The organism is Nostoc sp. DedQUE07 (assembly GCF_034530975.2).
Lineage (GTDB): Bacteria > Cyanobacteriota > Cyanobacteriia > Cyanobacteriales > Nostocaceae > Nostoc.
The window spans coordinates 53,741-79,708 of record NZ_JAVRCC020000035.1 but is presented as its reverse complement, the minus strand read 5'-3'; the positions used below and the strand labels follow the sequence as shown (position 1 = coordinate 79,708).

Genomic DNA, 25,968 nt, shown 5'->3' with positions numbered 1-25,968 from the left:
CCGCCGTTTAGCTGTTCGTTGGGAGCGTCGGAAAGTATGTTTTGATGCATTTATTGACCTTGCTACTATCCATATCTGGGTTCAAAGGATTTTATTAGTGGGATAGGTTCTAATATTCGCAAAAATCTAGCGTCAAACGGGCGTTTTGTTGCCATGACGGTTAATCCGAATTTCTCTTGGAAGAAATCAAATTCAACAAAGTATGGACTTACGGTACTCAAACAAGAACCTTTGTCAGAAGGCTTTTATTCTGAAACTGAACTTCACACAAATCCACCATTTATGATTAAATACTTTGGGTGGAGTCAATCTATTTATGAATGGGCTGTAACAGAAGCTGGGTTTAAGAAGTTTTCATGGCATCCTATAGAAATTCCAAAGCAAGCAATAGAACAGTACACAGAAGATTACTGGCAAGATTTTTTAGACAATTGCTTAATCATCGGTCTAAGTTGTGAGAATTAACATGATTTTTCATGGTAACTTCTCATCCTAATACTTTGTCACATCAACTTTAAATAAAATTCAGATTTAGCAGTGGTCAAGTTCAATGTGTCGCTCAACGATGTGCTAGCGAGAATCGAGTCGGGTAGTACCGATGGTGTAAGCCTATAGTTTAGCTACCTTGCTAACTGAATAATCTAGAATCATATTAGCGCTGTCGCGCCCTATATCGGATAGCGCAATCTTAATCTCTTTCTAGAAAGAGAACTATTTCTTTATCAATGGTTTAAATTACGATTATGAACCTTAAAGACATATCCTCAAAATTTCCCCGTCGTCAAGTTCTCAAAACTGCTCTCACTTTTGTGACTGGCTTAACCACGACATCACTATTATCTTTTGCGATTACCAAATCCACTAAGCCAGCACAAGCAATTGTTGTGCAACGACCAAATGAATTTGAACTTGAAGGTAAAGATACTAACATCAAGTATTCAATTATCAATGGAGTTCCACAACTTGATTACAAAACTCAAAAAATTTCTGAGGATTTTAGTGGCGATCAAATTCAGACATTAGCTAGTGATATCGGTACGCTACTGACAATAATTATTAGCAAACCACTAAACCCTGATTTGGGAGGAAATATAGTTAAACTGAGCTTACTCTTACCAATTATCAACCTAGCGATCGGAACACGAGAAACTCCTGTCCAAACTGAAGCCATTTTAACTACTCAAAGAACATCAGGATTTATTCGTACTCCCCTATTTGGACAATTACAGTCATATCAAACTCTAGTACTCACCGGAACTGCTAGATACCGCTAGATACGGTCTAACTTCTGAAATTAATTCTTTTGGAAAACCAATTACCAATTATCCTTTAACTTGCAATACGATTCAGTTAAAAATATTTGTAGGTTGAGTTAAATGTTCGCATCGCTTCAAGTAGAAAACAGTATTTTCAGCATTTTGTAAAAATCCAGAATAATTTATCCAAGAAATGCGAATTGCCGCAGCAGTTAAATGGTATGAATTAGGTGACATTTCACAAGTTAACCCAGCAATTTCTGCTGGGTTAACTCGTTTTGGGAAAGGGAGAATCACAAGTATTGAGTTTGGCACTAAAAAATTCCGACTATGCCGCTATTGTTGACGATAGAGCAACACGGCGTTGTGGTCAAGCTTTAGGTATTAATACTATCGGAACCGGAGGCTTGCTGATATTAGCGAAAAGACGTGGACTAATCCCAAGCAATATCTCCTGGAATTCAAGCTTGGTGTGACGCTGGTTTGAGGTTATCCGATACTTTGGTCAATTTACTCAAGCAACAAACAGGAGAATAGCGATCGCTATCAATTGTAACTTCAAATAGCTTTTGCTTCCTTTTCTCTCTTCCTTCTTGCCCTCTGCGACTCTGCGGTTTGATTCTCATATTAAATAACAAAATACGTAGCCACTAAATTTAAATATTTTTATACAAATGGTACTTTTACCCCAAAGATAGAAGATTTCCTAATGGAGACAAAGCTACAATAAAAATAAATTTTACAAGCTGTTTATGCAATGGGCTAATTTTATAGCAAAAGAAGCTGCTACGAATGGCTTATCTCTGGAGCAAACGGCAGCTTTTACAAAATATTTTCAGACAAAAAACTTAGGTAAAACTAAAGCTAAACTTGCCAGCGAATTAAACGTTGATATTGCCGCTTTCACAAAGTGGGTGGGTGAGGTATATAACAAGTTTGCTCAGAATAATCCTGAGTTAGCGACTTTCAACAATCAAGACAAACTAGAAAAGTTACAAGCTTACCTGAGCGCAAAATATAATGGTAGCAAATTGGCTGTACTCAAACCATTGGCGGCGATGAAATTATTCAAATCGCTAGTAGTTCGGGAACGACTGCAACAAGAAGCTTTGGTTGCGAGAAGAATTTGTAAATTTTTGGGATATTTACCTTTAGCGTTAGAGTTAGTGGGACGATATTTGGATAAAATGCCAGATTTGTCTCTGGAAACACTGCTGAAGCGGCTAGAGAAGAAACGAGTGGAACACAAAGCAATAGCTAACGCTAACTCATTGATGCCTGATGAATACGGTATAGTTGAAGCTTTTGAATTGAGTTGGGAACAGTTGGATGAAAATGCCCAAAGCTTCGGCTGTTTGCTAAGTTTGTGTGCTTTAGCTGACATTCCCCTATCTGTTGAGACAATAGAAGATGACAAAAAACAACAACTCAACGAGAAAGCCATAGCCGATTTACTAGAATTACATTTATTACAACAGAAAAATAAAGGAATTTATCTTCTAAATCCACAGATTCGACAACTTTTCCGAATGAAGTTGGATAAATCAAGTGAGGCGGATGAAGCAAAAACTAAATTTGCAACCATGATGTTAGAGGTAGCAAAGCTAATTCCGCAACAGCTCAACCCTGAAGATATTCTCAACTTCACTCCACATATCCCGCATATTAAAGAAGTTGCAACTCACCTATCCGAATATCTGGGCGATAAAAATCTAATCACTCTGTTTACCAAATTAGCCTGGTTTTATCAAAGTCAAGCACTCTATCAGCAAGCAGAACTTTGGTTGCAACGGTGTGTAGAACTAACTCAAAATCGTTTTGGTTTAGAACATATCGATGTCGCCACTAGTCTGAACAATTTAGCAGTACTTTACGAAACTACAGGACGCTACAGAGAAGCCGAACCCTTGCTTGAGCAAGCTTTAGCACTGAGAAAACGTCTGTTAGGAGAAGAACATACCGATGTCGCCACAAGCCTGAGCTATTTGGCATTAATCTACGAATATACAGGACGCTATAGCGAAGCCGAACCTTTGTATCAGCAAGCTTTAGAACTGTGGAAACGCCTAGTGGGAGAAGAACATCCCCATGTTGCCACGAGTCTGAACAATTTAGGAGCATTGTACTGCTATACAAGACGCTATAGTGAAGCCGAACCCTTGTTCAAGCAAGCATTAAAACTGAGAAAACGCCTGCTGGGAGAAGCACATCCCGATGTTGCCACCAGCCTGAACAATTTAGCACAACTTTACGAATCTACAGGAAGTTACAAACAAGCCGAACCTTTGTATGAGCAAGCTTTAGAACTGAGTAAACGCCTGTTGGGAAATAACCATCCCGATGTCGCCATTAGCCTGAACAATCTAGCGGCGCTCTACCGTCATACAAGACGCTACAGGAAAGCCAAACCCTTATTTGAGAAAGCTTTGAAAATTTGCGAACGGACTTTAGGTATAAGTCATCCGACAACTATGACGGTTCGGGCAAATTATGCCAGCTTTTTAAGAGAAGCATATCATTAGCGATCGCCGACCGTAATTCGTAATTCGTAATTCGTAATTCGTTAAAAAAATATATCCCTCTCCATTAGCGAAGAGGGGTTAGGATTTACTTACATCCTAAAGACTTGCGAGTTTCCACACCAGTTTTAGAATTCACACCACTTGCGTTAACACAAAGCTTTTTCACTTGTATTCCATCTAAAATTGCATTCGTAAAATCGGTACCTGTGATATCCACGCCATCAAAAGTAGAACGCAGCATCATTGCATCGGTCAACAGTGCATCACTTAAATCAGCATCCTTAAACCTTGTTAGATAGGCTATGCCTTCACTAAAATCAGCACCATGCAGATTTACTCCCTCCAATACGCTACCGTTAAATACGCCACCACGTAAGTCAGCATTGCTAAAGTTAGCATTCTCTAATTTGAGATTGGTAAACTCAGTACCAATCAAACTTTGGCCAGAGTAATCCTTGGCCTTGAGTTCATCATTACCCACAGAACGGGTAATACTAGAAGAACTTGCAGCTTGCGCTGATAGGGGAAACAAAAAAAGAACCATAGCTAAGACAAAGCTAGCTAACAGTTGCCAATATTTCATAATCTCTTCTTAATAAATCTCAACATTTCCACCATTAACTATTAAACCTTACAGAAGGGGACAAGGGAATGAAGAAGGGAATAGGTTACAGGGTAGAGATTATTCCCTATCACCTGTCCCCTGTCCCCTGTCACCTCTTCCCTAATCTCTCGTAGGATGATAGATGTTGAGGTGCGATCGCAATAATTAACTGTGGCTAATCAAGAAGACAACGCCCAATTTCTGGCGCGAACTCCTTTATATCAATTGGGTGTAGAACTCAAAGCACGCCTTACCAGCTTTGGCGGCTGGGAAATGCCTGTGCAATTTAGTGGAATTAGCCGCGAACACGAGGCTGTAAGAAATACAGCCGGAATGTTCGATATTTCCCACATGGGCAAATTTACCCTCCAAGGTAAAAACCTGATTTCCCAACTCCAGCCACTAGTACCTTCCGACTTGAGTCGTTTGCAAGCTGGTCAAGCACAATACACCGTATTGTTAAATCCCCAAGCGGGAATTATTGACGACATCATTGTTTATTATCAAGGTGAAGACACCAGTGGTACACAAAAGGCATTCATCATAGTCAATGCGGCAACTTCTGGTAAAGATAAAGCATGGCTATTGCAACATTTTGACTTGGATAAGGTGCAATTCCAAGACCTTTCACCAGATAAAGTCTTAATTGCCGTCCAAGGGCCAAAAGCGATTAAATATCTCCAGCCATTAGTGCAAGAAGACTTGCAACCAATCAAAGCCTTTGGACATTTAGAAGCAACTCTACTAGGTAAACCTGCCTTTTTGGCCCGCACGGGTTATACCGGAGAAGATGGCTTTGAGGTGATGTTAGACCCGGATGTGGGAGTAGAATTGTGGCAAACTCTCCATAAAAGTGGTGTTATCCCCTGTGGACTCGGTGCGAGAGACACTCTGCGCCTAGAAGCAGCGATGGCACTTTACGGACAAGATATCGATGACATCACCACACCCTTAGAAGCAGGTTTGGGGTGGCTAGTTCATTTAGATACCAAAGGCGATTTTATTGGTCGGGAAGTTTTAGCAGAGCAAAAAGCCAAGGGAGTGCATCGCCGATTGGTAGGTTTGCAAACCCAAGGACGCAACATTGCCCGTCATGGCTATCAAGTGTTATCCACAGGTAAAGTTGTGGGAGAAGTTACTAGTGGCACCCTGTCACCTACACTTGGTTATCCTGTTGCATTAGGCTACGTTCCCACCCAGCTAGCAACTGTTGGTCAGCAGCTAGAAATCGAAATTCGCGGCAAAGTTTATCCAGCAGTTGTAGTTAAACGTCCCTTTTATCGGTCAAAAAATCGTGTTGCCAACTGATAAGCGCTGAGGTTTTTGAGGAATAATGTGTTGTGAGTTATTCAATCTACAGTCAGGTTCATTACCAAATATGGCTTGGATAACTATTGGGGCAATAATTTTTTTAATAAGGGAGAGGAAGTGATATGTCTTTTGAATATCCTCAAGATTTCAGATACCTGGATTCTCATGAATACGTGCGAATAGATGGTGAAATTGCCACCATTGGCATTACTGAGTTTGCCGTACATGAATTGGGTGATATCGTCTTTTTGGAACTACCAGAAATTGGCGATGCTCTTACTAGGGGAGAAAACTTTGGCACAATTGAATCAGTGAAAGCCGTTGAGGAACTTAATTCACCAGTAACAGGCACAGTTATAGAACGCAATGAAGCCTTAATTAGTTCTCCCGAAGAAGTGTCAGAAGACCCCTACGGGGAAGGGTGGTTTTTGAAAGTGCGCGTCAATGACCCTGGCGAAGTTGAAGATGCCTTGACAGCAGATGAGTATCGCGCCCAAGTAGAAGGGGAGTAAAAGTGCTGTTAGCGGAAGCGGGGCGTTTAGCCCGTGGTGTTAGCGGATAGCTAGGGTTTAGCCCGTGCTGATTGCTGAATAGAAGAGTAAGGGAGTAGGTGAGTGGAGAAGGTAATTAATAATTACTCTTATTCACCTATCCAATATCTTCCGAATTCCCAGTCCCCAGCCCCCAGTTTAAGAGTATTTATTGCAAAATATGAAATAGTACCATCTGGAGAGTAATTTGTGGTATTGAACGCCCCTATTCTCAAGTCTCATGAGCAGCAAGTGCTGGACGAAAAAAGTCAAAATTTCAGTAGTTTTGTGCCAAGACACATTGGCCCTAACTCCGATGATATTCAGCAAATGCTTAAGGTTTTGGGGTTTCCCAGCCTGGATGCCCTAATCGACCAAACAGTTCCACAGGGAATTCGGCTGAAGCAACCGCTAAAGTTACCAGCAGCAGAAAGCGAGTATGCAGCACTGGCATCGTTAAAAAAAGTTGCTGCCAAAAATCAGGTTTTCCGTTCATACATTGGTATGGGCTATTACGACAGTATTACCCCACCTGTGATTGGGCGTAATATCCTAGAAAACCCTGGTTGGTATACTGCCTACACTCCTTATCAGCCAGAAATTGCTCAAGGGCGACTAGAAGCGCTACTGAATTTCCAAACTTTGATTATCGACCTTACGGGTTTGGAAATTGCCAATGCTTCGTTACTCGATGAAGCCACAGCCGCAGCTGAAGCAATGAGCCTAAGCTATGGTGTCTCTAAAAATCAGGCAGATGCCTATTTTGTCTCTCGTGATTGCCATCCCCAAACTATCGACGTGTTGCAAACACGTGCTAAACCATTGGGGATTAAGATTATTGTTGGCGATCATCAAGCATTTGATTTCGATCGACCAATTTTTGGCGCTGTTCTGCAATACCCTGCAAGTGATGGCACTATTTACGACTACCGCGCTTTTATCGAAAAAGCCCATGCTAAGGGTGCATTGGTGACGGTAGCAGCAGATCCTCTAAGTTTAACTTTACTTACCCCTCCTGGGGAGTTTGGCGCTGATATTGCTGTCGGAAGCACTCAGCGGTTCGGTATTCCTTTGGGGTTTGGGGGGCCTCATGCGGCATATTTTGCTACGAAGGAAGAGTATAAGCGGCTAGTTCCAGGGCGAATTGTGGGAGTCTCAAAAGATGCCCAAGGGAAGCCTGCATTACGTCTCGCCTTGCAAACCCGCGAACAGCACATCCGCCGTGAAAAAGCTACTAGTAATATTTGTACTGCACAGGTGCTACTGGCGGTAATGGCAAGTATGTACGCGGTCTATCATGGCCCTACTGGACTGAAGCAAATTGCTGAGAATATCCATCAGCTAACTTTAATGTTGGCAGCAGGACTTAAGCATCTAGGTTACAAAATTAGTTCTGAAAATTTCTTTGATACACTGCGGGTGGAATTGGGAACACGCAGCCTAGAAGTAATTCTTGAAGCTTGTCAAGCAAGGAATATTAACCTGCGAATTTTTGATGACACTGCTGTTGGTATTTCTCTAGATGAAACAACTACAGTAGATGATTTGATAGAGATTTTGGAGATTTTTGCAGCGCCTGATAGTCTATTTCTCGGTTTTAAAGAAATTGGAGACTTAATTGCAGCACAGCGCAAATCACCTCTACAAAACTCAAGCCTTGCCCGTACCAGCACCTATCTCACCCACCCAGTTTTTAACCGTTATCACTCAGAAACGGAGTTGTTGCGTTATCTGCACAAATTAGAAAGCAAGGACTTATCGCTAACGACATCGATGATTCCCTTGGGTTCTTGCACAATGAAGTTGAATGCAACTGCTGAGATGATTCCGGTAAGTTGGGAGGAATTTGGCAAGATTCATCCATTTGCCCCAGCGTCGCAAACGCAAGGTTATCAAATCCTATTCCAGCAACTTGAGGCATGGTTAGCTGAAATTACTGGGTTTGCGGGAATTTCTTTACAACCAAATGCTGGTTCTCAGGGCGAATATGCTGGACTTTTAGTAATTCGTCAATATCACGAAAATCGGGGTGAAGCACATCGCAATGTTTGTTTGATTCCCACCTCCGCACACGGAACAAATCCAGCAAGTGCGGTGATGTGCGGGATGAAGGTGGTGGCTGTTGCTTGTGACTCACAAGGTAATATTGATGTTGCTGACTTGAAGGCGAAGGCAGAAAAACACAGCAATGAATTAGCCGCCTTAATGGTGACATATCCCTCAACTCACGGTGTCTTTGAGGAGCCAATTCAGGAAATCTGCGCTGTTGTTCACAGTCATGGTGGACAAGTTTACATGGATGGGGCAAATATGAATGCCCAAGTGGGAATTTGCCGTCCTGGAGATATTGGCGCGGATGTGTGTCACTTGAATCTGCACAAAACTTTCTGTATTCCTCATGGTGGCGGTGGCCCCGGTATGGGGCCCATTGGCGTTGCATCTCATCTTGTGCCTTTTCTACCCGGACATCCTGTTGTTACTATCAACGACTCAACTCAGCACTCACATATTGGTGCTGTGGCGGCTGCGCCTTGGGGTAGTGCGAGTATCTTGGTGATTTCTTGGATGTACATCGCCATGATGGGTGCAGATGGTTTAACCCAAGCTACTAAGGTGGCGATTCTCAACGCTAACTACATTGCCAAGAAACTGGAATCATACTATCCGGTTTTGTATCAGGGGAAAAATGGTCTAGTTGCCCATGAATGTATTTTAGATTTACGATCGCTCAAAAAATCGGCTGCGATCGAAATCGATGATGTTGCCAAGCGTCTGATCGATTACGGTTTCCATGCGCCGACTGTCTCCTGGCCTGTAGGGGGTACAATCATGGTGGAACCTACAGAAAGTGAATCTAAGCAAGAGTTGGATCGTTTCTGTGATGCCTTGATTTCTATTCGTCAAGAAATTGCCGAAATAGAAGTTGGCAAGGTGGATATCCAAGATAATCTTTTGAAGAACGCACCCCACACTGCCGAAAGTTTAATTACCGGAGAATGGCAGCATCCCTATTCTCGCGAACAAGCTGCCTATCCCGCGCCTTGGACTCGTGAATATAAATTCTGGCCTGCTGTTGGTCGCATTGATGCAGCCTTTGGCGATCGCAATTTTGTTTGTTCTTGTCTGCCAATGGATGCTTATTAAACTGAATTAGGGGCGCACAGCTAGCTGTGCGCCCTACGATAGATTATTTTTTTCGCTGGAATTTTTAAAATTGCGATCGCGTTGCTTTAATTAACTTACGTTGTCCAATAAAATCGCAGTTGACGAAGGCGATCGCTGCTGGTTAATTTGCAGTGGAATATTTTCTTGCACGAGTTGCCAAAAATGTTTAATGGGAGGAATTTGCAGACGATCTTGAGTTGTCACCATAACTACCCGTCGAGTCAAACTGGAACCATCTGCTAAACCATTAGTATTATTACTGGCTAAAGAACGAATCGCCAGGGTAGGGTCAAGATGTGCTTCCAGTAATGCTGATTGAGGTAGCAAAGCTATCAATTTCCCTTGGCGCACAACTCCCCGGAAGGCATCTAGGGTATTTACCTCTAAAGCCGATTGGAGTGTGGCTTCCATCCGCTCAAATTTATCTTGTATTAAGCGTTGCATCCCATAACCATCTTTAAAAACCACTTGGGGATAACGAATTAGCTCCGACCAAGGGACGCATTCATATTGTGCCAGGGGATGATTGGCTGCGGTTAAAAGTTCTATAGGTTCATCATAAAGTACTTCTACCACCATTTCTCTACTGGTGGTTAAAAAACGATTATTCATCACAATTGCTAAATCTACCAATCCATCTTTGAGAACTTTCAGGGCGCGATCGCTTCCCAATGAAGTCACCCGCAATTGCACATCTGGATAATCATGACAAAATTTTTGCAACACTGGTGGTAAGTAAGATCCACAGAGAGAGTGAATCACGGCAATGCAAAGCTCTGGTTGCTTTCCAGCGATTAAATCGGCTAATTCTTCTGTAGCAGTCTGCCACTCTTGACAAATTTTACGAACGCGGGGTAACAAACGTTCGCCTCCTAGTGTCAGTTTGGCATGAGTGCTTCTGTGAAACAGTTCTATCCCCAAATCTGCTTCTAATGCTTGGATTTGGCGACTAATCGTCGATTGGGTAACACCAGATGTTCGCGCTGCTTGTTGAAAGCTGCCGGTTTGGGCGATCGCTAGAAAGGCTTGCAACTGCTCTAGGCGCATTTTTATGTAGCCTGAATTACATTGATCAGTTTTATAAAGTTAACGGATTTTTATCCACAATTTAGTAGAGTTTGTTACAGCTTTTTTTCTCTGATTGACATTTAAGTAAATCAGGTTTGACTGCCTTTGTCGTCAATGATGCGCTTTGCATCGATTTTTTCGGTAAATTTCGCCCAAAAAATAATTGACTATTTTGTACTGAAATAATATGAATTTTTAGATAATATTTTTAACGGTATCGTTCTGAGCCATTCTCTTGTGATTACAGAAGCTGATAGTTGAACTGTAGCGAACTATCAGTGTTTCACTTCATCATTGTGCTACAGATTATCTAGCGGTTTTTAATTGACATAAAGTAATCATTTCAACTTCGCATCTCAATTACCTGAATGTTACCGTTGGTCAAATTGGTTTTGTACAACTTACGGATACAGCTGCGATCGCGTCATATTTCCAAAAGATGTAGAGGGCACAACCTATGGCTGTGCCCTCCTAGAGGCTACGGTGTATACACAAATCTGAAATAGCTGAAAAACCCAAGGTTTTACCCCACCCTAACCCTCCCCGTATGTATTGGGGAGGGAACTAGATTTTCCTGTTTCCCCCCTTTACAAGGGGGGATTAAGGGGGGTAATTCACACTTTAACCTAGAGTGTGGTGAATACTATCTAGAGCGAGAACCTGTTACTTCATCGGGATCTCTATAAGCCCGGACTTTTTCGCGATTACGCAGTCCAGCTAAACCAGCTAGACCAAGTAAACCTAGCCAACCAAAATTGAAACCGCGATCGCTAGTTCTTTCGGAAGCTGCGACACCTGTATTTCTGTTAGTACCTGTGGCATCAGTGCCAGTGCCTGTTGTTCCACTACCTGTGGTATCAGTACCCGTTGTTCCACTGCCTGTTGTTCCACTACCTGTAGCATCAGTGCCTGTTGTTCCACTACCTGTGGCATCAGTGCCTGTTGTTCCACCGCCCGTTGTTCCACTACCTGTAGTTCCACTACCTGTGGCATCAGTGCCTGTTGTTCCACTGCCTGTTGTCCCGGTTCCACTGCCCGTTGTCCCAGTTCCACTGCCTGTTGTGCCAGTACCTGTAGTTCCAGTACCTAAGCCAGTGCCTGTTGTCCCAGTTCCACTGCCTGTTGTCCCGGTTCCACTGCCCGTTGTCCCAGTTCCAGTGCCTGTTGTGCCAGTACCTGTAGTTCCAGTTCCAGTACCTAAACCAGTGCCTGTTGTCCCGGTTCCAGTGCCTGTTGTCCCAGTTCCAGTACCTGTAGTTCCAGTTCCAGTACCTAAGCCACTGCCTGATGTCCCAGTTCCAGTGCCTGTTGTTCCAGTGCCTGTAGCTCCAGTTCCAGTACCTGAGCCAGTGCTACCACTGGAGCTTCCGCTACCGGAGCTTCCACTGCCGGCACTTCCGCCACCAGAGCCTCCACTGCCGGAACCTCCACTTTGGGCAGAAACTAAAGTAGGTAAGGATACAGAAGCGAAACTGATGGCAAATAGAGTAGCTAAAACAGCTTTAGATAAATTGAAAGGCTTCATGCTTATGGTTCCTTTTATGTTCTAGATTTGTATCGTTGATTGATTTACAAAAGCAATGTTGTCTCTTCAATCCACTGCTAAATTAAGTAAATTATGGCGAGGCAGATTGCAGAGTATTTTACTTAACTTCTTCTGGAAAAGTTGAAAGGATTTGAAAATACCACCAACAACTTATTCTTTGTCACATTAAGCAAAATAACTCATAATCAGTAATTACTACTTTAGGATTAAGAATTCACGAACAAAATCGCTTGTTCAAATCTAGAAAATAAATATTATTACACTTACTTTCTATCTATCCTATTTTTACTAATTACTTATTGTGAATCATTTTGTTACTGTTAAATAGCATAAGTGTTAGTTTTTCGCTGGACTTCTACCATAAGAGTAAAATCACTTATATCCCAGGAATTAATTTGGCATTCAAGTTAGGTTAGTTTATATAGGACTCCGATTTTATTTCTGAAAACATACTGAGACTGAAAAGCCTGTTATATCGGGGTTTTATCTGAAATCTTGTTCAAAAATCAGATATGAGTTCTATAAGTGTGAGAAAACTCTACATTATAGAATAGAGTTTGTAATTAGATAAACAGACTCACCTAAGAAGTACAAGCGATCGCTAAGTTAAACAGGATTTTCACCTGAATAAATATAATTACTTTTTTTACATTAGCTTTTAGTTATTTTGATATAAATGAACTAAAAACTCTATACAGCCAGATGCTGCTCGCAGTTGAGACTCTATTAAGAATACTTCACAATCTTATTTCACCTGAAAACTTATAACTTCATACTCCAGATGTGTCTTACTTTAGACTTAAGGAATACTTTTATTATCAGTTCAGTAGGATGGCATAAATAATTAAAGGTTTGTAATAAGGATTTTAATCTTCTCTTATCTAAAAGAGGCAGCGCCCTAAGCGTAGCTATGCCGCAGACTTTACGAGACGCTACGCGATTAAAAGTTGACACTGAAATTTACCATTCGGCTAAAGCGATCGCTATTCCTTGTTTTAAATCTGGTGTGATTGCGTCATTATTCGCTAACTGCTGCAATTGTTGATGTGTGGCTTCCTCATTCAGATTTTTCAGTGCTGCGATCGCATGTAGTCTCACCGATGCATTAGGATCGGCTAACAGGGAAATCAATGGTTCAATTGCCTGCATTTCGCCTAACTGTCCTAAAGATAAAGCGATCGCACTTTTGATGCTAGCAACCTCTGGGGCCGGATGTGGCGATCGCAGTATTTGCAGTAAGATTTCCGCAGATGGTGTAGTTAACTGCGGTTTTTGGACTCGTCCCAAAACTGTGACAATTTCTTGCCACACTGTCTCGGATGTACTTTGATTCAGTGCTGTTTGCAAATATTCCAAACTCGATAACGTTCCCACCCAACTTAAAGCGCGGATGGTTTCTAATTGCAGCGTTATTGGTGTCTGGGGTGAAATCAGCAAATCAAACAAGTGTTTGGCAGCGTCATCACTACCAATCCGAGAAAGGGTAACTGCGGCTGCACAACAAACATCAAGGTTAAAGTCGTAAAGTTTGGGTTGCAGTCTCGTTATTAAATCTAATGCTTGATGTAAATCGGGGCGAAAACCTAAACCAAGCACTGCTGCACGCCTCACTGTGGCGGCGGGATCGTCCAAAGCTTTTAACAATACTGGCGGTACGCGTTCGTCATGAAAACTGCTGAGGGCTTCAATTGCGGCGGCGCGGATTGCTGCTTGTGGATCTTGCACTACACTCAACAGCGGCGTGATGGTTTCTGGTTGCCGAATACAACAAAGCGATCGCACTGCTAACAATCGTGTATTTTCATCTAATAGAAGTTCAGTTAGTGAAGCAATCGCAACAGTACCCATTTGTCCCAGTGCTGTAGATGCGATCGCCTTGAGTTCTTCATCCTCATCATTTTTCAACAATTCAACTATTGACGCGATGACTTCGCCAAGGCTTTCAGCGTACGCTTCTGGCTGTTTAAATTCGCTCAAAGTCCTTGCCGCATACCAGCGCAATTCTTCTTCTGCGTCTTCATCTTCTAATATCTCAATCAGAGGTGAGATAGCAATATTTCCCAAGCGAGTCAACACTTTGGTAATTTCCCACCGCTGCTGAAAATCTCCCATCTCTAACATTGAGAGTGTTAATTTCAGGAGATATTCTCGATTTTTAACTATTTCTGGATCTTCCGAGTCTGCCCCTAAAACTAATTGTTGCAAATATTGAATTAGTGATGACCAATCAGCGGCATTATGTGCTGCCTCGGCTTGTACCAAAAGCTGTTTGATATTACTCACAATATCTTGCGTAAAAGGGATTGGGGACTGGGGATTGGGGACTGGGGACTGGGGATTAGGGACTGGGGATTAGGGACTGGGGATTAGGGACTGGGGATTAGGGATTGGGGATTAGGGACTGGGGATTAGGGATTGGTTATTCTCCTAGTACCCAGTACCCAGTACCCAGTCCCCAGTCCTCAGTCCCCATGCGCTATGCTGCCTCCACTAGCTAGGCTTAACTACAACCGAATTGCCCTCAATCTTAGCGGCGTAAGTTTTTAGAGGATCGGTTGCTGGGCCTTTTTGCACTTTACCATCGGCTCCATATTCCGAACCATGACAGGGACAAGTGAATTTTTTGGCATCTGCTTTCCATGCTACAGTGCAACCTGCATGAGTACAAGTAGGGTCAACAGCAGTTAGATTTCCGGCTTTAGATGTGCCGACTACCAGCACAGGCCCAGCAGGTGAGTTTTTTACCAGCAATTGACCTGTTTTATCTAAATCTGCTGATGTACCTACTGTTTGCCAATCTTTAGATGCTGGAGTTGTTTGAGAAGAACAAGCTGCGATCGCTACAGGTAGAGAACTCGCAATCCAGCCCAAACCTACCCAATTAATAAAGTCACGACGTTTCATAACTGCTGAAATAATATCTAAGTTTTTGCTAACATCTCCCATTCAATTTTGGATTTTAGACTTCGGCTACGCCCTTCGGCTACGCTCAGGACAAGCTCAGTCGAACGATTTGAGATTAGTCTATGGCGATCCAAAATTACTTCAGTCTTCTCAAATACCGTTGATTAAGGGCGCTAGATCGCTTATGGGTGACTTTAATGCAAGTAATGCATACTATTCATGCATTTTTTGAAAAACTTTTCGGAAATTCGTAACAATTTATACGATTTTAACACAAAAGTCACATTAAGTTATGAGTATCGAAATTGTTACATGAACATTATCTAAACCTGCTTGACAAATTCCCAAGATGTAAAAGGTCACAAATTTTCTTTAACTAATCACGGATTTGAAGTTTCGCGTTGGAATGTTCTTCAGTAAAAATAATCAGCCGTAGTTAAATATTAAATTTTTATTCCCTAACCTTCGCAGATACAGCACCTGATGTAACTACGGATTGATTGGAATTGGGAAATTATGACCACAGTTACCGATCGTATCAGTAATTTGCAACGAGATTCAAACTCATGACAGATACAGCAACTACCACTAGTCTTAATAAGTTCGAGAAATTAAAAGCAGAAAAAGATGGACTCGCCATCAAAAGTGAGATAGAGAAATTTGCCGCCTTGGGTTGGGAGGCGATGAACGAAACAGATCGCGATCATCGACTCAAATGGGTAGGGGTATTTTTTCGCCCAGTTACCCCAGGAAAGTTTATGATGCGGTTGCGGATGCCTAACGGTATTCTTACCAGCAGCCAAATGCGTGTTTTAGCGCAAGTAGTGCAGCGTTACGGTGATGATGGTTGCGCTGATATTACTACGAGACAGAATATTCAATTACGGGGGATCAGGATTGAAGATTTACCAGATATCTTTAATAGATTTCACGCAGTTGGTTTAACCAGCGTTCAGTCAGGAATGGATAACGTCCGCAATATCACAGGCGATCCCGTGGCGGGGTTAGATGCAGATGAATTGTACGACACGCGAGAGTTGGTACAGCAAATTCAAGATATGCTCACCAATAAAGGCGAAGGAAACCCAGAATTTAGCAACTTACCACGCAAGTTTAATATTGCGATCGCAGGTGGAAGAGACAATTCCGTTCACGCTGAAATTAACGATTTAGCTTTTGTTCCAGCATTTAAAGAAGCAGGGGAGCAAAATTTCCCTTCTGCTGATTCCCACGACAAAATTTTTGGCTTTAACGTTATAGTTGGTGGCTTTTTCTCAGCTAAACGTTGTGAGGCGGCGATTCCTTTAAATGCTTGGGTGGCTCCAGAAGATGTAGTAACTGTATGTAGAGCGGTTTTGGAAGTATTTCGAGATCATGGCCCGCGTGCTAATCGGCAAAAATCGCGCTTGATGTGGCTAATCGATGAATGGGGTTTAGATAAGTTTCGAGCAGAAGTAGAAAGCCGTTTGGGTAAATCATTAATATCCGCAGCACCTAAAGACGAGATCGACTGGGAAAAACGCGACCACATCGGGGTATATAAACAAAAACAATCAGGATTAAATTACGCAGGCTTGAACATTCCTGTCGGTCGGTTGTATGCCGAAGATATGTTTGAAATTGCCCGTCTAGCAGAAGTTTACGGCAGTGGTGAAATTCGTTTCACAGTTGAGCAAAACATTGTGATCCCCAATATTGCTGACTCGCGTTTAGCAACATTTTTAACTGAGCCTTTGCTGGAAAGATTTTCTATCGATCCAGGTTTGCTGACGCGATCGCTAGTATCTTGCACAGGCGCACAATTTTGCAACTTTGCCCTCATTGAAACCAAAAACCGCGCCCTGGCAATGATTAAAACCTTAGAAGAAGAGTTAACCTTCACCAAACCAGTGCGAATTCATTGGACAGGTTGTCCCAACTCCTGCGGACAGCCCCAAGTTGCAGACATCGGCTTGATGGGAACTAAAACTCGCAAAAATGGCAAAACCTTAGAAGGTGTTGACATATATATGGGCGGCAAAGTTGGCAAAGATGCCCATTTGGGAACTTGCATCATCAAAGGCGTACCCTGCGAAGACTTGCAGCCATTATTGCAAGATTTATTGATTAAAAACTTTGGGGCAAAACTCAAGCAAGAAGCCTTACTAGTTGGTAACTGCTAGTTGGGCATTGGGCATTGGGCACTTGTACTGAGCGGAGTCGAAGTATTGGGCATTGGGCAAGACTCATACTTCAAACTTTAAGGCTTAATGTTCAAACTTTAAGGCTTAATGTTCAAACTTTAAGGCTTAATGTTCAAACTTTAAGGCTTAATGTTCAAACTTTAAGGCTTAATGTTCGACCTTTAAGGCTTAATGTTCGACCTTTAAGGCTTAACCTTCAAACCTTAAGACTTAACCTTCAAACTTTAAGACTTAACCTTCAAACTTTAAGACTTAACCTTCGACCTTTAAGGCTTAACCTTCGACTTTAAAGGCTCAACTTCGGCTACCTCTTTACCGTATTTTATTCAATTAGAAAGATTGGAATGCTTAAAAACTTATTTTCATTTAGCGATCGCTACCGCATCTTACATCAGACTTGGTTTGCTTTCTTCCTCACCTTTGTTTGTTGGTTTAACTTTGCCCCCTTCGCTACAACCATTGGCAGAGAACTACATTTAGCACCAGAACAAATCAAAACTTTAGGCATTTGTAACCTTGCCCTCACAATTCCTGCACGACTAATTATTGGGATGCTTCTGGATCGTTTTGGCCCCAGAATCACCTACTCAATGCTGCTAATGTTTGCGGTTGTTCCTTGTTTAGCGACGGCGCTAGCGCAAGACTTTAATCAACTAGTCATCAGCCGTTTGCTGATGGGAATTGTCGGATCTGGATTCGTTGTGGGTATCCGTATGGTGTCCGAATGGTTCCAGCCGAAGGAGATGGGAATTGCTCAAGGTATTTATGGCGGTTGGGGTAACTTTGGGGCTTTTGGCGCAGAGTTTGCCTTACCGATACTTGCAGTTTCTACGAGCTTTTTCGCTGGTGGTGCTTCTAACTGGCGATTTGCGATCGCATTTACAGGGATTATTGCAGCTATCTACGGCGTAATTTATTACAACAACGTCCAAGATACGCCCACAGGTAAAGTTTACAAGAAACCTAAGAAAAATGGTTCTCTAGAAGTAACCAGTGTTAAAAGCTTCTGGGCGATGATTGTCTCGAATTTTGGTTTAATTTTTGCCTTGGGTTTATTGGCTTGGCGTTTGGAACAAAAGAACATTCACTTCCTAACTTTGAGCCAAATGTATTTGATTTGGTTACTATTAGCAGGATTATTTGCTTACCAAAGTTACAAAGCTTGGCAAGTAAACCGAGAACTTTTAATTGGCAAGAAAACTTATGCTCCATCCGAACGCTTTCAATTTGGTCAAGTAGCCATACTCGAATTCACTTATATAACTAACTTTGGTAGCGAACTGGCAGTTGTTTCTATGCTCCCGGCATTCTTTGAAAAAACCTTTGCTTTAGAACATGTTGTCGCTGGAATGATTGCCGCTACCTATCCATTCTTAAATTTGGTTTCTCGTCCCAGTGGTGGCTTAATTTCTGATAAATTTAACTCCCGAAAATGGACAATGACAATTATCAGCGCTGGCATTGGTGTTAGTTATTTGATAGCACATTTTATTAGTAGTAGCTGGCCGATTCCAGTAGCGATCGCAGTGACAATGGTTGCCGCTTACTTTGCCCAAGCTGGCTGCGGTGCAACCTACAGCATCGTTCCCCTAATTAAGAAAGAAGCCACTGGACAAATTGCCGGCAATGTGGGAGCTTACGGTAATTTTGGCGGTGTAGTTTACCTAACAATTTTCAGCTTAACCGACGCTCCCACACTATTTTCCACAATGGGTTTAGCTGCACTAGTCTGTGCTTTTATGTGTGCCTTTTTCCTCAAAGAACCAAAAGGTTCCTTTGCCCCTACATTTGAAGGTGAATTACCAGAAACCGCAACAAAAAACCCTATCTTCTTAACTGAAGAATAGACCTGTCTTGAAAATAGAAAGTAGGCAATAAAGCAAATAAATTCTCATAGTTCGTACTCAGGACTTTAGTCGAATGGCACTAAGAAAAGATACATGACTGGTTCCCAGCCTCTAGGCTGGGAACCCATTCTGGGAGGCTCCGCCTCCGATCGTTCTTGACAAGAGGCAGAAGCCCACTTTAAATATATTCCCAGCCTCCAGGCTGGGAACAAGACGACAAAACCCTTTGGGCTTCATTCGTTTCAAAGAGTTTGCCTAAGAGGATGTTTGAAAAGTGCTTGGCTGTGATTTTAGGCACTAACCGATCCCCCCTAGCCCCCCTTAAAAAGGGGGGAACCGGAATCAAAGTCCCCCTTTTTAAGGGGGATTTAGGGGGATCTAGAACGTTTTGTTACCGAGAAGAAAACTTTTCAAACAACCTCTAACATACAAATTTCTCAACCTGGCGCTAAATCTGAGGTTGCAAAATCAAAATAACAAAATGGTACAACAGCCATGAGTGAATTTACCAAAACTCTCTGTCCCTACTGTGGCGTTGGCTGCGGTTTAGAAGTTTCACCTCCAGCCCAACTTGGCAAAGCAACTAATCGAGATAGTCAAGGAAATCCGACTTGGCGGGTGCGGGGTGACAAAGCTCATCCATCTAGTCAAGGAATGGTTTGTGTCAAAGGTGCAACGATCGCAGAATCTTTAGATAAAAATAGATTACATTACCCAATGGTGCGAGACTCATTAGATCGAGAGTTTCGCCGCGTTAGCTGGGATGAAGCTTTCGATCTGATCGCCAAACGCATTCAAACCGTGCGTTTCACCCAAGGGCCAGAAGCCTTATGTATGTATGGTTCCGGTCAGTTTCAAACTGAGGATTATTACATCGCCCAGAAACTCATGAAAGGCTGTCTGGGTACTAATAATTTTGATGCCAACTCTCGTTTATGTATGTCTAGTGCTGTGGCTGGGTACATTCAAAGCTTTGGCGCAGATGGGCCGCCCTGCTGTTACGATGACTTGGAGTTAACCGACTGTGCATTTCTAATTGGTACTAATACAGCTGAATGTCACCCCATCGTTTTCAATCGACTGGAGAAATATCACAAAAAGAACCGCAAAGTCAAAATGATTGTGGTCGATCCCCGTCGCACACCAACCGCAGAAGCCGCTGATTTGCATTTAGCCATTCGTCCCGGTACAGATATCGACTTGTTGAACGGCATCGCCCATTTGTTGATGCGCTGGAACTACATTGATACGATGTTCATGGAGGACTGCACCAGCAACTTTCCCGCTTATGCTGAGGTTATTCGCCACTATCCCCCAGAAGTGGTAGCTCGTCAATGTGGAATCAGTATTGAAGATTTAGAAACAGCAGCACGTTACTGGGGTAAATCTGAGCGAGTACTGTCTTTGTGGTCAATGGGTGTAAATCAATCTTCAGAAGGGACAGCTAAGGTTAGAACGATTATTAACCTGCACCTGATGACTGGACAGATTGGCAAACCTGGGGCTGGCCCTTTTTCTCTCACAGGTCAACCGAACGCGATGGGAGGACGGGAAGCCGGAGGTTTGGCGCATTTATTACCGGGTTATCGGGTGGTGAAAAATCCCCAGCACCGCGCAGAAGTTGAGGAGTTTTGGGGACTCAAGCCAGGACAAATTTCGCCCAATCCCGGTTTGACTGCTTGGGACATGATTACTGGGTTAGAAAATGATGCTGTAGGGTTACTGTGGATTGCAGCTACTAATCCCGCTGTGAGTATGCCAGATTTAGAGCGGACTAAAAAAGCATTGTTGCGATCGCCTTTCACTATTTACCAAGACGCATATTATCCCACAGAAACTTCTGCTTACGCTCACGTTCTACTACCAGCAGCCCAATGGGGTGAAAAAACTGGCGTGATGACAAACTCCGAACGGATGGTAACTTTATGTCAAGCATTTCGCCAACCACCAAGAGAAGCGAAAGCCGATTGGGAAATTTTTGCCGAAGTTGGACGTAGATTAGGTTTTGAGAAAGAGTTTGCCTTTGCTAACTCTGCGGAAGTTTACGCTGAGTTTGTCAAACTAACTAAAAATCGCCCCTGCGATATGACAGGTCTTAGTCACGCGCAATTACAAGTAGAAGGCCCGACGCAATGGCCTCACCCAGAAAAAAGTTATGAGTTAAGAGTTGGGAGTTATGAATTAGAATCTTCAACTCCTAACTCCTCACTCCAAACTCCTAACTCCAAACGCCTCTACACCAATCTCCGCTTCCACACCCCTGATGGACGCGCTCGATTTGGGGCATATTACTCTAAGGGATTGGCGGAACCACCAGACCCAAATTATCCGTTTGTGTTAACTAATGGAAGACTTTACGGACATTGGCATACGCAGACACGCACCGGTCGAATTGAAAAAATTTGCAAAATGCATCCCGAACCGTTTATCGAAATTCATCCCCGTGATGCTGCTCGGTTAGGTATTGCCGATAGTATGTATATAGAAGTGCGATCGCGTCGTGGTAAAGCGAAGTTTCCTGCTAAAGTAACAAAAGCGATCGCACCTGGTACAGTTTTTGTCCCTATGCACTGGGGTTCGCTGTGGGCAGATAATGCCGAAGCCAACGCCCTCACCCATCCAGAATCTTGCCCCAATTCGCTGCAACCAGAATTAAAAGCCTGTGCTGTGCAGCTGATACCAATTTCGGTGGAAGTTCCCATCAAAGATTATCAACTCCAGTCTTCACAATATAGCAATCCGATTTGATTCGGAGAATTACTCGTAAAGGCCGGGGACTAGGGACTAGGGACTGGGGACTGGGGACTGGGAAGAAGGAATAAAGGTGTACTGAGTTTTTTTCACGCAATCAAATATGAGTCCTATAGATAAGCTGCAAAGTGTAGCTCGGAAGTGGTAATTTATAACCAGCAACAGGTAATTTCGTCAATAATCAATAGTCAATAGTTATTATCATTTTTTCTAACTCTCTAATTTTGACTGTTACCAATTACTATATTTAAAGAGCTAAATTTTTAGTAACAAGGGATTTTACTAAAGTTTATTTTCGCTATGGATAAAGAATAAAAAAGCAGAGATATTTACAAAAAATTGTCAATTATTTCCAATCCTTTAGATTTATCTATGGGATTTTCTTTTATTTGAGAATTGGGTGCAGCAGATGAAAAAGCTAATGAAGCGAATTCTAAGAGCTACCACAGATGAGAACTTCATGCACATCATTGAAAATATAGAAGTGCTAGTTTCTAAAGTTCTATCTATTTTTATGGTGGTCGTAATTTTGGTAACGATCGGAGATTTAGGAATTTTTATTTTTAAAGAGTTATTTACAGTTCCTTATGGGAAATTTAACTCAACCTTGTATAAAATTTTCGGTTTATTTTTAAATATTTTAATTGCTTTAGAAATCTTAGAAAATATTACCGCCTATCTCCGACGACATGTTTTTCAGGTTGAATTAGTTATTGTCACTTCTTTAATAGCTGTCGCCAGAAAAATTATTATTCTTGACTTAGAAAAAGTTCCAGGAATTGATATAATTGGCTTAGGTATAGCTATTCTTGCTTTATCAATTAGTTATTTAATAATTCGTCTCAGTAATTCTAAAGATGCAAGCTAAATAAAAAGCCTAACAAACTATAGCGGTTCTCAATTGCGTGGAATACAAACCACTTTTAAAGGTACAGCAATTTTGGGTTTGTTAAGCAACAATATAAATTATTAATTTTGAATGCGTGAATTTTGATTCGGAGCGAAGCGACGTGACAGATTTCTTTCAATTTGAAGCAGACTTTGTTGATTCTCTGCGTTGCATCCCCATGCAGGTGCGTTGTAAATTAGATACTTGTGGCATCAAGCTAAAATTGCCTGATTGGAATCAAATGACGACAGATGAGCGTCAAGCTTTAGTGGAATTACCTTGCACTACAGAAACAGAAATTCACTCTTACCGCGAATATATCGAGCAATTAATCATACAACGCACAGGTGTACCAGCGGCAAAATTGCCCATCGAGCCTCATCCTGCATGGCTAGATTCTGCCACTGTACCAGCTAGCCTTCAGGGAAAAGCTCAAGAAATAGGTGTAACCCTGACACCGCAACGTTGGGCAGCTTTAACACCCTTACAGCGTTTTGCTTTGATTAAACTCAGCCAGCCAGGACATGAAAACAAAAATTTTCCGAGAGCGATCGCAGAATTTAATCTGCTTTAATTTGCGATTCGATCGTAATCGTTGAATTATCGTCGTGTTCCTGTAGAATGTATTAATTTTTGTTAATTTGCAACTCTGAAATGATACATGACACCACAGTGATTGATGTTATGTATCAAAAACTCGTATATAAACTAACCCCGAAAAAAGCTGACTCTAAATTAATATTTACTTTATAAACAACTATTGATGACTAATAGGTAAGGGTAACAAATATATGGCTGCAAAGAAACTTTTGATGCTTGTTGGCGACTATGTAGAAGACTATGAAGTGATGGTTCCTTTCCAGACATTGCAAGTACTGGGACACACTGTCCACGCAGTTTGCCCCGACAAAAAAGCTGGCGATCGGGTGCGGACAGCAGTTCATGATTTTGAAGGAGACCAGACTTACAGCGAAAAACCCGGACACAATTTTACTTTAAATGCAACGTTTGCAGAAGTAGAAGCCACAACCTACGATGCCTTAGTCATTCCTGGAGGAAGGGCACCAGAATATCTCCGCCTCAATCAGCAGGTGCTAGAAATCACTCGTCACTTTGCCCAAGCGAATAAACCGATTGCTGCCATTTGCCACGCCTTGCAGTTATTAGCAGCTGCTGATGTACTGCAAGGCAAGAGATGTACTGGCTACCCTGCTTGTAGCCCAGATATCAAGAGTGCTGGAGGAATCTATGTTGATATCCCTGTCGATCGGGCAATAGTTGATGGTAACTTAGTGACAGCACCAGCTTGGCCTGCTCACCCACATTGGCTAGCAGAATTCCTCATAGTACTTGGAACTAAGATTGAACACCTAGAATTGACTACAGTTGTTTGAGACAAGATACTAGAAATCTTTTGGTTCACTTCATAACAGTTTCTTTCCCTACTCCCTACTCCAAAAGAGCTTTGCCAAAAACAACTGACAACAGACGACTAATAATTATATATTTTTGAAATGGAACTAAATGCAGTAAAAAATACTATTTTTTAATAAATTGCAGTGGGTTTAATTTGCAGCTACGATGTCAAAAGTACAGCATCAAGACAATCTGATTGAGCCGCCAAACAAGCCAGTTTTAGGGCAAACTCTCAGCAGATGGAATACTTCTTTACATGAGATGAAACAATTTGAAATTTTGCACCAATAATTTTAAATTTCTTAGCAGTAAGTGAAGCTATAGTGGATTTAGCAATGCTGCTGCTAATGTGGCTAAGGTTAGTCCTGCTGCCAAATTATGTGAAGAATTAGTTTAGAAACGTACTTCTTATCGATGACAGGCAAAAACGCAAGACATAATGCATTTCTGCGGCTAGTGTCTGGTAATGGGGCAGCTTTGGGAGCAGAATCTCGCTACTCGCTGCCCCCCAGTAAAGAGATGGTAATTGGACGCGACCCCAGCTGCCAAGTTGTCTTGGATGCCATGATGTACCGAATGGTATCTCGTCGTCATGCAGTGGTTCGTCCCCTCTCTCTATCCCCAGATAGCAAATTTAGCTGGGTGCTTTGTGACTTGAATAGTGCTAATGGCACTTATTTGAATGGACAACGTTTATATGAATGTCAGGAATTGCACCCAGGCGATCGCATTTCTCTAGGTGCTGATGGCCCACAATACATTTTTGAATGCGAGTATACCTCACTGACTCCGGCGACGACAGTCAACCAAGTTACACCACTGCCTTCAGCGACGGACTACCACAACCACACGCAATTAAAGCAGCCAGATTCTGTTAGCTTCACCCAGCTTTTTCCAATTATTTCCACTGGTAAAGATTTAACTAGTAAAGCTTACCTCGTACCGGGAATACTGACCGTAATTTTTGTGGTGCTGATGTTCGCTACAGTCGGTCGCCCTCAAGCTAATCAAGTGATCGTCGCAAGTTACATCGCCTTTGCTGCCTACTATTTTGTTTACCAACTTTGCGGAAAACAAAAACCTTGGTGGGTGCTAATGGCTACGTCATTGGGGACAATCCTGATTTTGCTCAGTCCCCTGTTGGATCTATTTATTTTCGTATTTCGCGGCATCCTGCCTGGAAGCTTGCCCACACCCCAAGAATCTATCACCTTCACAGAGTTACTGGTGCGGATGTTTTTTGGCGCGGGGTTGATGGAGGAATTACTCAAGGCATTACCTGTACTAGGGGCTTTTGCCATCGGTAGAATGTTGTCTTCACCTTGGCGAGAACGCATCGGCATCTGGGAACCTCTAGATGGTATTCTCCTGGGTACGGCTTCTGCTGTAGGCTTCACTCTCTTAGAAACCCTCGGTCAGTATGTGCCTGATATAACTCAAAATGTCACGCAACAGGTGGGTATAGGGGCTGCTGGTCAACTTGCAGGTTTACAACTGCTAATTCCGCGAATTTTAGGCTCTGTAGCCGGACACATGGCTTATAGTGGCTACTTGGGTTATTTTATCGGGTTGGCTGTCCTTAAACCGAGTAGAAGTTGGCAAATTCTGTCTATTGGTTATCTGAGTGCTTCTGCGCTTCACGCTCTCTGGAATGCTACAGGGTCAATCAATGCCTTGCTGTTGGTAGTTGTTGGAGTGTTATCTTACGCCTTTTTGATGGCGGCAATTCTCAAGGCACGGGCGCTGTCACCAACGCGATCGCAAAATTTTGCTACCCGATTTCTTGGCCCAAAATAGAAGAAGCAGGGGAGCAGGGGAGCAGGGGAGCAGGGGAGCAGGGGGGAAAATAAGCAATTTGAGTATTTACCTCTTAGGATAGATGTCCTAATTTAAAAATCAGCGTACTGTTAACTTATTATGGGGTAAATATACTTACAAAAATAAAAATCATTAAACTTTTTCTTGCAAAAGTGTTG

Annotated in this window: 20 protein-coding genes and 1 pseudogene; 16 read left to right on the top strand and 5 right to left on the bottom strand. The window is 42.4% G+C overall.

Annotation, left to right across the window (positions count from 1 at the left end):
- Positions 1–153: 153 nt before the first annotated feature.
- The 5 genes and pseudogenes from RMZ95_RS23630 to RMZ95_RS23610 all read left to right on the top strand — a co-directional run bounded on the left by RMZ95_RS23630 (position 154) and on the right by RMZ95_RS23610 (position 3,778).
- Complete coding sequence (locus RMZ95_RS23630) at positions 154–465, top strand: hypothetical protein (RefSeq protein WP_409883612.1); 312 nt, start codon at positions 154–156, stop codon at positions 463–465.
- Positions 466–743: 278 nt separating this feature from the next.
- Positions 744–1,274, top strand: a complete 531-nt coding sequence (locus tag RMZ95_RS23625) for a hypothetical protein (RefSeq protein WP_409883610.1) — start codon at positions 744–746, stop codon at positions 1,272–1,274.
- 166 nt (positions 1,275–1,440) lie between these two features.
- Positions 1,441–1,533: pseudogene (locus RMZ95_RS23620) on the top strand (UPF0175 family protein); the annotation flags it as partial.
- A 31-nt stretch (positions 1,534–1,564) separates the two neighbouring features.
- A complete protein-coding gene (locus RMZ95_RS23615; protein ID WP_409883607.1) occupies positions 1,565–1,732 on the top strand; it encodes a hypothetical protein in 168 nt (55 codons plus the stop codon).
- A gap of 276 nt (positions 1,733–2,008) precedes the next feature.
- Entirely contained in the window at positions 2,009–3,778 is a 1,770-nt protein-coding gene (locus RMZ95_RS23610) for a tetratricopeptide repeat protein (RefSeq protein WP_409883605.1), read from the top strand.
- 85 nt (positions 3,779–3,863) lie between these two features.
- Here RMZ95_RS23610 and RMZ95_RS23605 read toward each other — a convergent pair whose 3' ends face one another.
- Positions 3,864–4,361 carry a pentapeptide repeat-containing protein gene (locus tag RMZ95_RS23605; protein ID WP_322671500.1) on the bottom strand — a complete coding sequence of 166 codons (498 nt, stop codon included), beginning with the start codon at positions 4,359–4,361 and terminating at the stop codon, positions 3,864–3,866.
- Between the two features lie 192 nt (positions 4,362–4,553).
- Here RMZ95_RS23605 and gcvT point away from each other — a divergent pair, with 192 nt between their 5' ends.
- The 3 genes from gcvT to gcvP all read left to right on the top strand — a co-directional run bounded on the left by gcvT (position 4,554) and on the right by gcvP (position 9,367).
- A complete protein-coding gene (gene gcvT / locus RMZ95_RS23600) occupies positions 4,554–5,690 on the top strand; it encodes a glycine cleavage system aminomethyltransferase GcvT (protein ID WP_409883603.1) in 1,137 nt (378 codons plus the stop codon).
- A 125-nt stretch (positions 5,691–5,815) separates the two neighbouring features.
- Entirely contained in the window at positions 5,816–6,205 is a 390-nt protein-coding gene (gene gcvH, locus RMZ95_RS23595; RefSeq protein ID WP_289797706.1) for a glycine cleavage system protein GcvH, read from the top strand.
- Between the two features lie 228 nt (positions 6,206–6,433).
- Entirely contained in the window at positions 6,434–9,367 is a 2,934-nt protein-coding gene (gcvP, locus tag RMZ95_RS23590; RefSeq protein ID WP_409883601.1) for an aminomethyl-transferring glycine dehydrogenase, read from the top strand.
- Positions 9,368–9,457: 90 nt separating this feature from the next.
- On the opposite strand, the gene RMZ95_RS23585 is transcribed toward gcvP, so the two are convergent.
- The 4 genes from RMZ95_RS23585 to RMZ95_RS23570 all read right to left on the bottom strand — a co-directional run bounded on the left by RMZ95_RS23585 (position 9,458) and on the right by RMZ95_RS23570 (position 14,906).
- Positions 9,458–10,435, bottom strand: a complete 978-nt coding sequence (locus RMZ95_RS23585) for a LysR family transcriptional regulator (protein ID WP_409883599.1) — start codon at positions 10,433–10,435, stop codon at positions 9,458–9,460.
- Positions 10,436–11,099: 664 nt separating this feature from the next.
- Positions 11,100–11,981, bottom strand: a complete 882-nt coding sequence (locus tag RMZ95_RS23580; RefSeq protein ID WP_409883597.1) for a WGxxGxxG-CTERM domain-containing protein — start codon at positions 11,979–11,981, stop codon at positions 11,100–11,102.
- 981 nt (positions 11,982–12,962) lie between these two features.
- Complete coding sequence (locus RMZ95_RS23575; protein ID WP_409883616.1) at positions 12,963–14,288, bottom strand: HEAT repeat domain-containing protein; 1,326 nt, start codon at positions 14,286–14,288, stop codon at positions 12,963–12,965.
- 204 nt (positions 14,289–14,492) lie between these two features.
- Positions 14,493–14,906, bottom strand: a complete 414-nt coding sequence (locus RMZ95_RS23570) for a ubiquinol-cytochrome c reductase iron-sulfur subunit (protein ID WP_409883595.1) — start codon at positions 14,904–14,906, stop codon at positions 14,493–14,495.
- Between the two features lie 566 nt (positions 14,907–15,472).
- On the opposite strand from RMZ95_RS23570, the gene RMZ95_RS23565 reads away from it, so the two are divergent.
- From RMZ95_RS23565 to RMZ95_RS23530, 8 genes are all read left to right on the top strand, one after another.
- Entirely contained in the window at positions 15,473–17,068 is a 1,596-nt protein-coding gene (locus tag RMZ95_RS23565; RefSeq protein WP_409883593.1) for a ferredoxin--nitrite reductase, read from the top strand.
- 365 nt (positions 17,069–17,433) lie between these two features.
- Positions 17,434–18,936 carry a NarK family nitrate/nitrite MFS transporter gene (locus RMZ95_RS23560; RefSeq protein WP_322700236.1) on the top strand — a complete coding sequence of 501 codons (1,503 nt, stop codon included), beginning with the start codon at positions 17,434–17,436 and terminating at the stop codon, positions 18,934–18,936.
- Between the two features lie 495 nt (positions 18,937–19,431).
- The gene (locus tag RMZ95_RS23555) at positions 19,432–21,684 is read left to right on the top strand and encodes a nitrate reductase (RefSeq protein ID WP_322700235.1); all 2,253 of its coding nucleotides are present in this window, start codon (positions 19,432–19,434) and stop codon (positions 21,682–21,684) included.
- Positions 21,685–22,096: 412 nt separating this feature from the next.
- Positions 22,097–22,555 carry a phosphate-starvation-inducible PsiE family protein gene (locus RMZ95_RS23550; RefSeq protein WP_322700234.1) on the top strand — a complete coding sequence of 153 codons (459 nt, stop codon included), beginning with the start codon at positions 22,097–22,099 and terminating at the stop codon, positions 22,553–22,555.
- A 142-nt stretch (positions 22,556–22,697) separates the two neighbouring features.
- A complete protein-coding gene (locus RMZ95_RS23545) occupies positions 22,698–23,150 on the top strand; it encodes a nitrate reductase associated protein (RefSeq protein ID WP_322700233.1) in 453 nt (150 codons plus the stop codon).
- A 217-nt stretch (positions 23,151–23,367) separates the two neighbouring features.
- Positions 23,368–23,970, top strand: a complete 603-nt coding sequence (locus RMZ95_RS23540) for a DJ-1/PfpI family protein (protein ID WP_322700232.1) — start codon at positions 23,368–23,370, stop codon at positions 23,968–23,970.
- Between the two features lie 187 nt (positions 23,971–24,157).
- Positions 24,158–24,283 carry a hypothetical protein gene (locus RMZ95_RS23535; protein WP_322690690.1) on the top strand — a complete coding sequence of 42 codons (126 nt, stop codon included), beginning with the start codon at positions 24,158–24,160 and terminating at the stop codon, positions 24,281–24,283.
- A gap of 123 nt (positions 24,284–24,406) precedes the next feature.
- The gene (locus RMZ95_RS23530) at positions 24,407–25,789 is read left to right on the top strand and encodes a PrsW family glutamic-type intramembrane protease (RefSeq protein WP_322671513.1); all 1,383 of its coding nucleotides are present in this window, start codon (positions 24,407–24,409) and stop codon (positions 25,787–25,789) included.
- Positions 25,790–25,968 lie beyond the last annotated feature (179 nt).

Coding starts and splice junctions, on each gene's coding strand:
- RMZ95_RS23530 (WP_322671513.1), top strand. CDS start 24,407: ATGACAGGCAAAAACGCAAGACATAATGCATTTCTGCGGCTAGTGTCT.
- RMZ95_RS23565 (WP_409883593.1), top strand. CDS start 15,473: ATGACAGATACAGCAACTACCACTAGTCTTAATAAGTTCGAGAAATTA.
- RMZ95_RS23560 (WP_322700236.1), top strand. CDS start 17,434: ATGCTTAAAAACTTATTTTCATTTAGCGATCGCTACCGCATCTTACAT.
- RMZ95_RS23605 (WP_322671500.1), bottom strand. CDS start 4,361: ATGAAATATTGGCAACTGTTAGCTAGCTTTGTCTTAGCTATGGTTCTT.
- gcvH (WP_289797706.1), top strand. CDS start 5,816: ATGTCTTTTGAATATCCTCAAGATTTCAGATACCTGGATTCTCATGAA.
- RMZ95_RS23585 (WP_409883599.1), bottom strand. CDS start 10,435: ATGCGCCTAGAGCAGTTGCAAGCCTTTCTAGCGATCGCCCAAACCGGC.
- RMZ95_RS23630 (WP_409883612.1), top strand. CDS start 154: ATGACGGTTAATCCGAATTTCTCTTGGAAGAAATCAAATTCAACAAAG.
- RMZ95_RS23555 (WP_322700235.1), top strand. CDS start 19,432: ATGAGTGAATTTACCAAAACTCTCTGTCCCTACTGTGGCGTTGGCTGC.
- RMZ95_RS23610 (WP_409883605.1), top strand. CDS start 2,009: ATGCAATGGGCTAATTTTATAGCAAAAGAAGCTGCTACGAATGGCTTA.
- RMZ95_RS23535 (WP_322690690.1), top strand. CDS start 24,158: ATGTCAAAAGTACAGCATCAAGACAATCTGATTGAGCCGCCAAACAAG.
- RMZ95_RS23625 (WP_409883610.1), top strand. CDS start 744: ATGAACCTTAAAGACATATCCTCAAAATTTCCCCGTCGTCAAGTTCTC.
- RMZ95_RS23570 (WP_409883595.1), bottom strand. CDS start 14,906: ATGAAACGTCGTGACTTTATTAATTGGGTAGGTTTGGGCTGGATTGCG.
- RMZ95_RS23540 (WP_322700232.1), top strand. CDS start 23,368: ATGGCTGCAAAGAAACTTTTGATGCTTGTTGGCGACTATGTAGAAGAC.
- RMZ95_RS23580 (WP_409883597.1), bottom strand. CDS start 11,981: ATGAAGCCTTTCAATTTATCTAAAGCTGTTTTAGCTACTCTATTTGCC.
- RMZ95_RS23550 (WP_322700234.1), top strand. CDS start 22,097: ATGAAAAAGCTAATGAAGCGAATTCTAAGAGCTACCACAGATGAGAAC.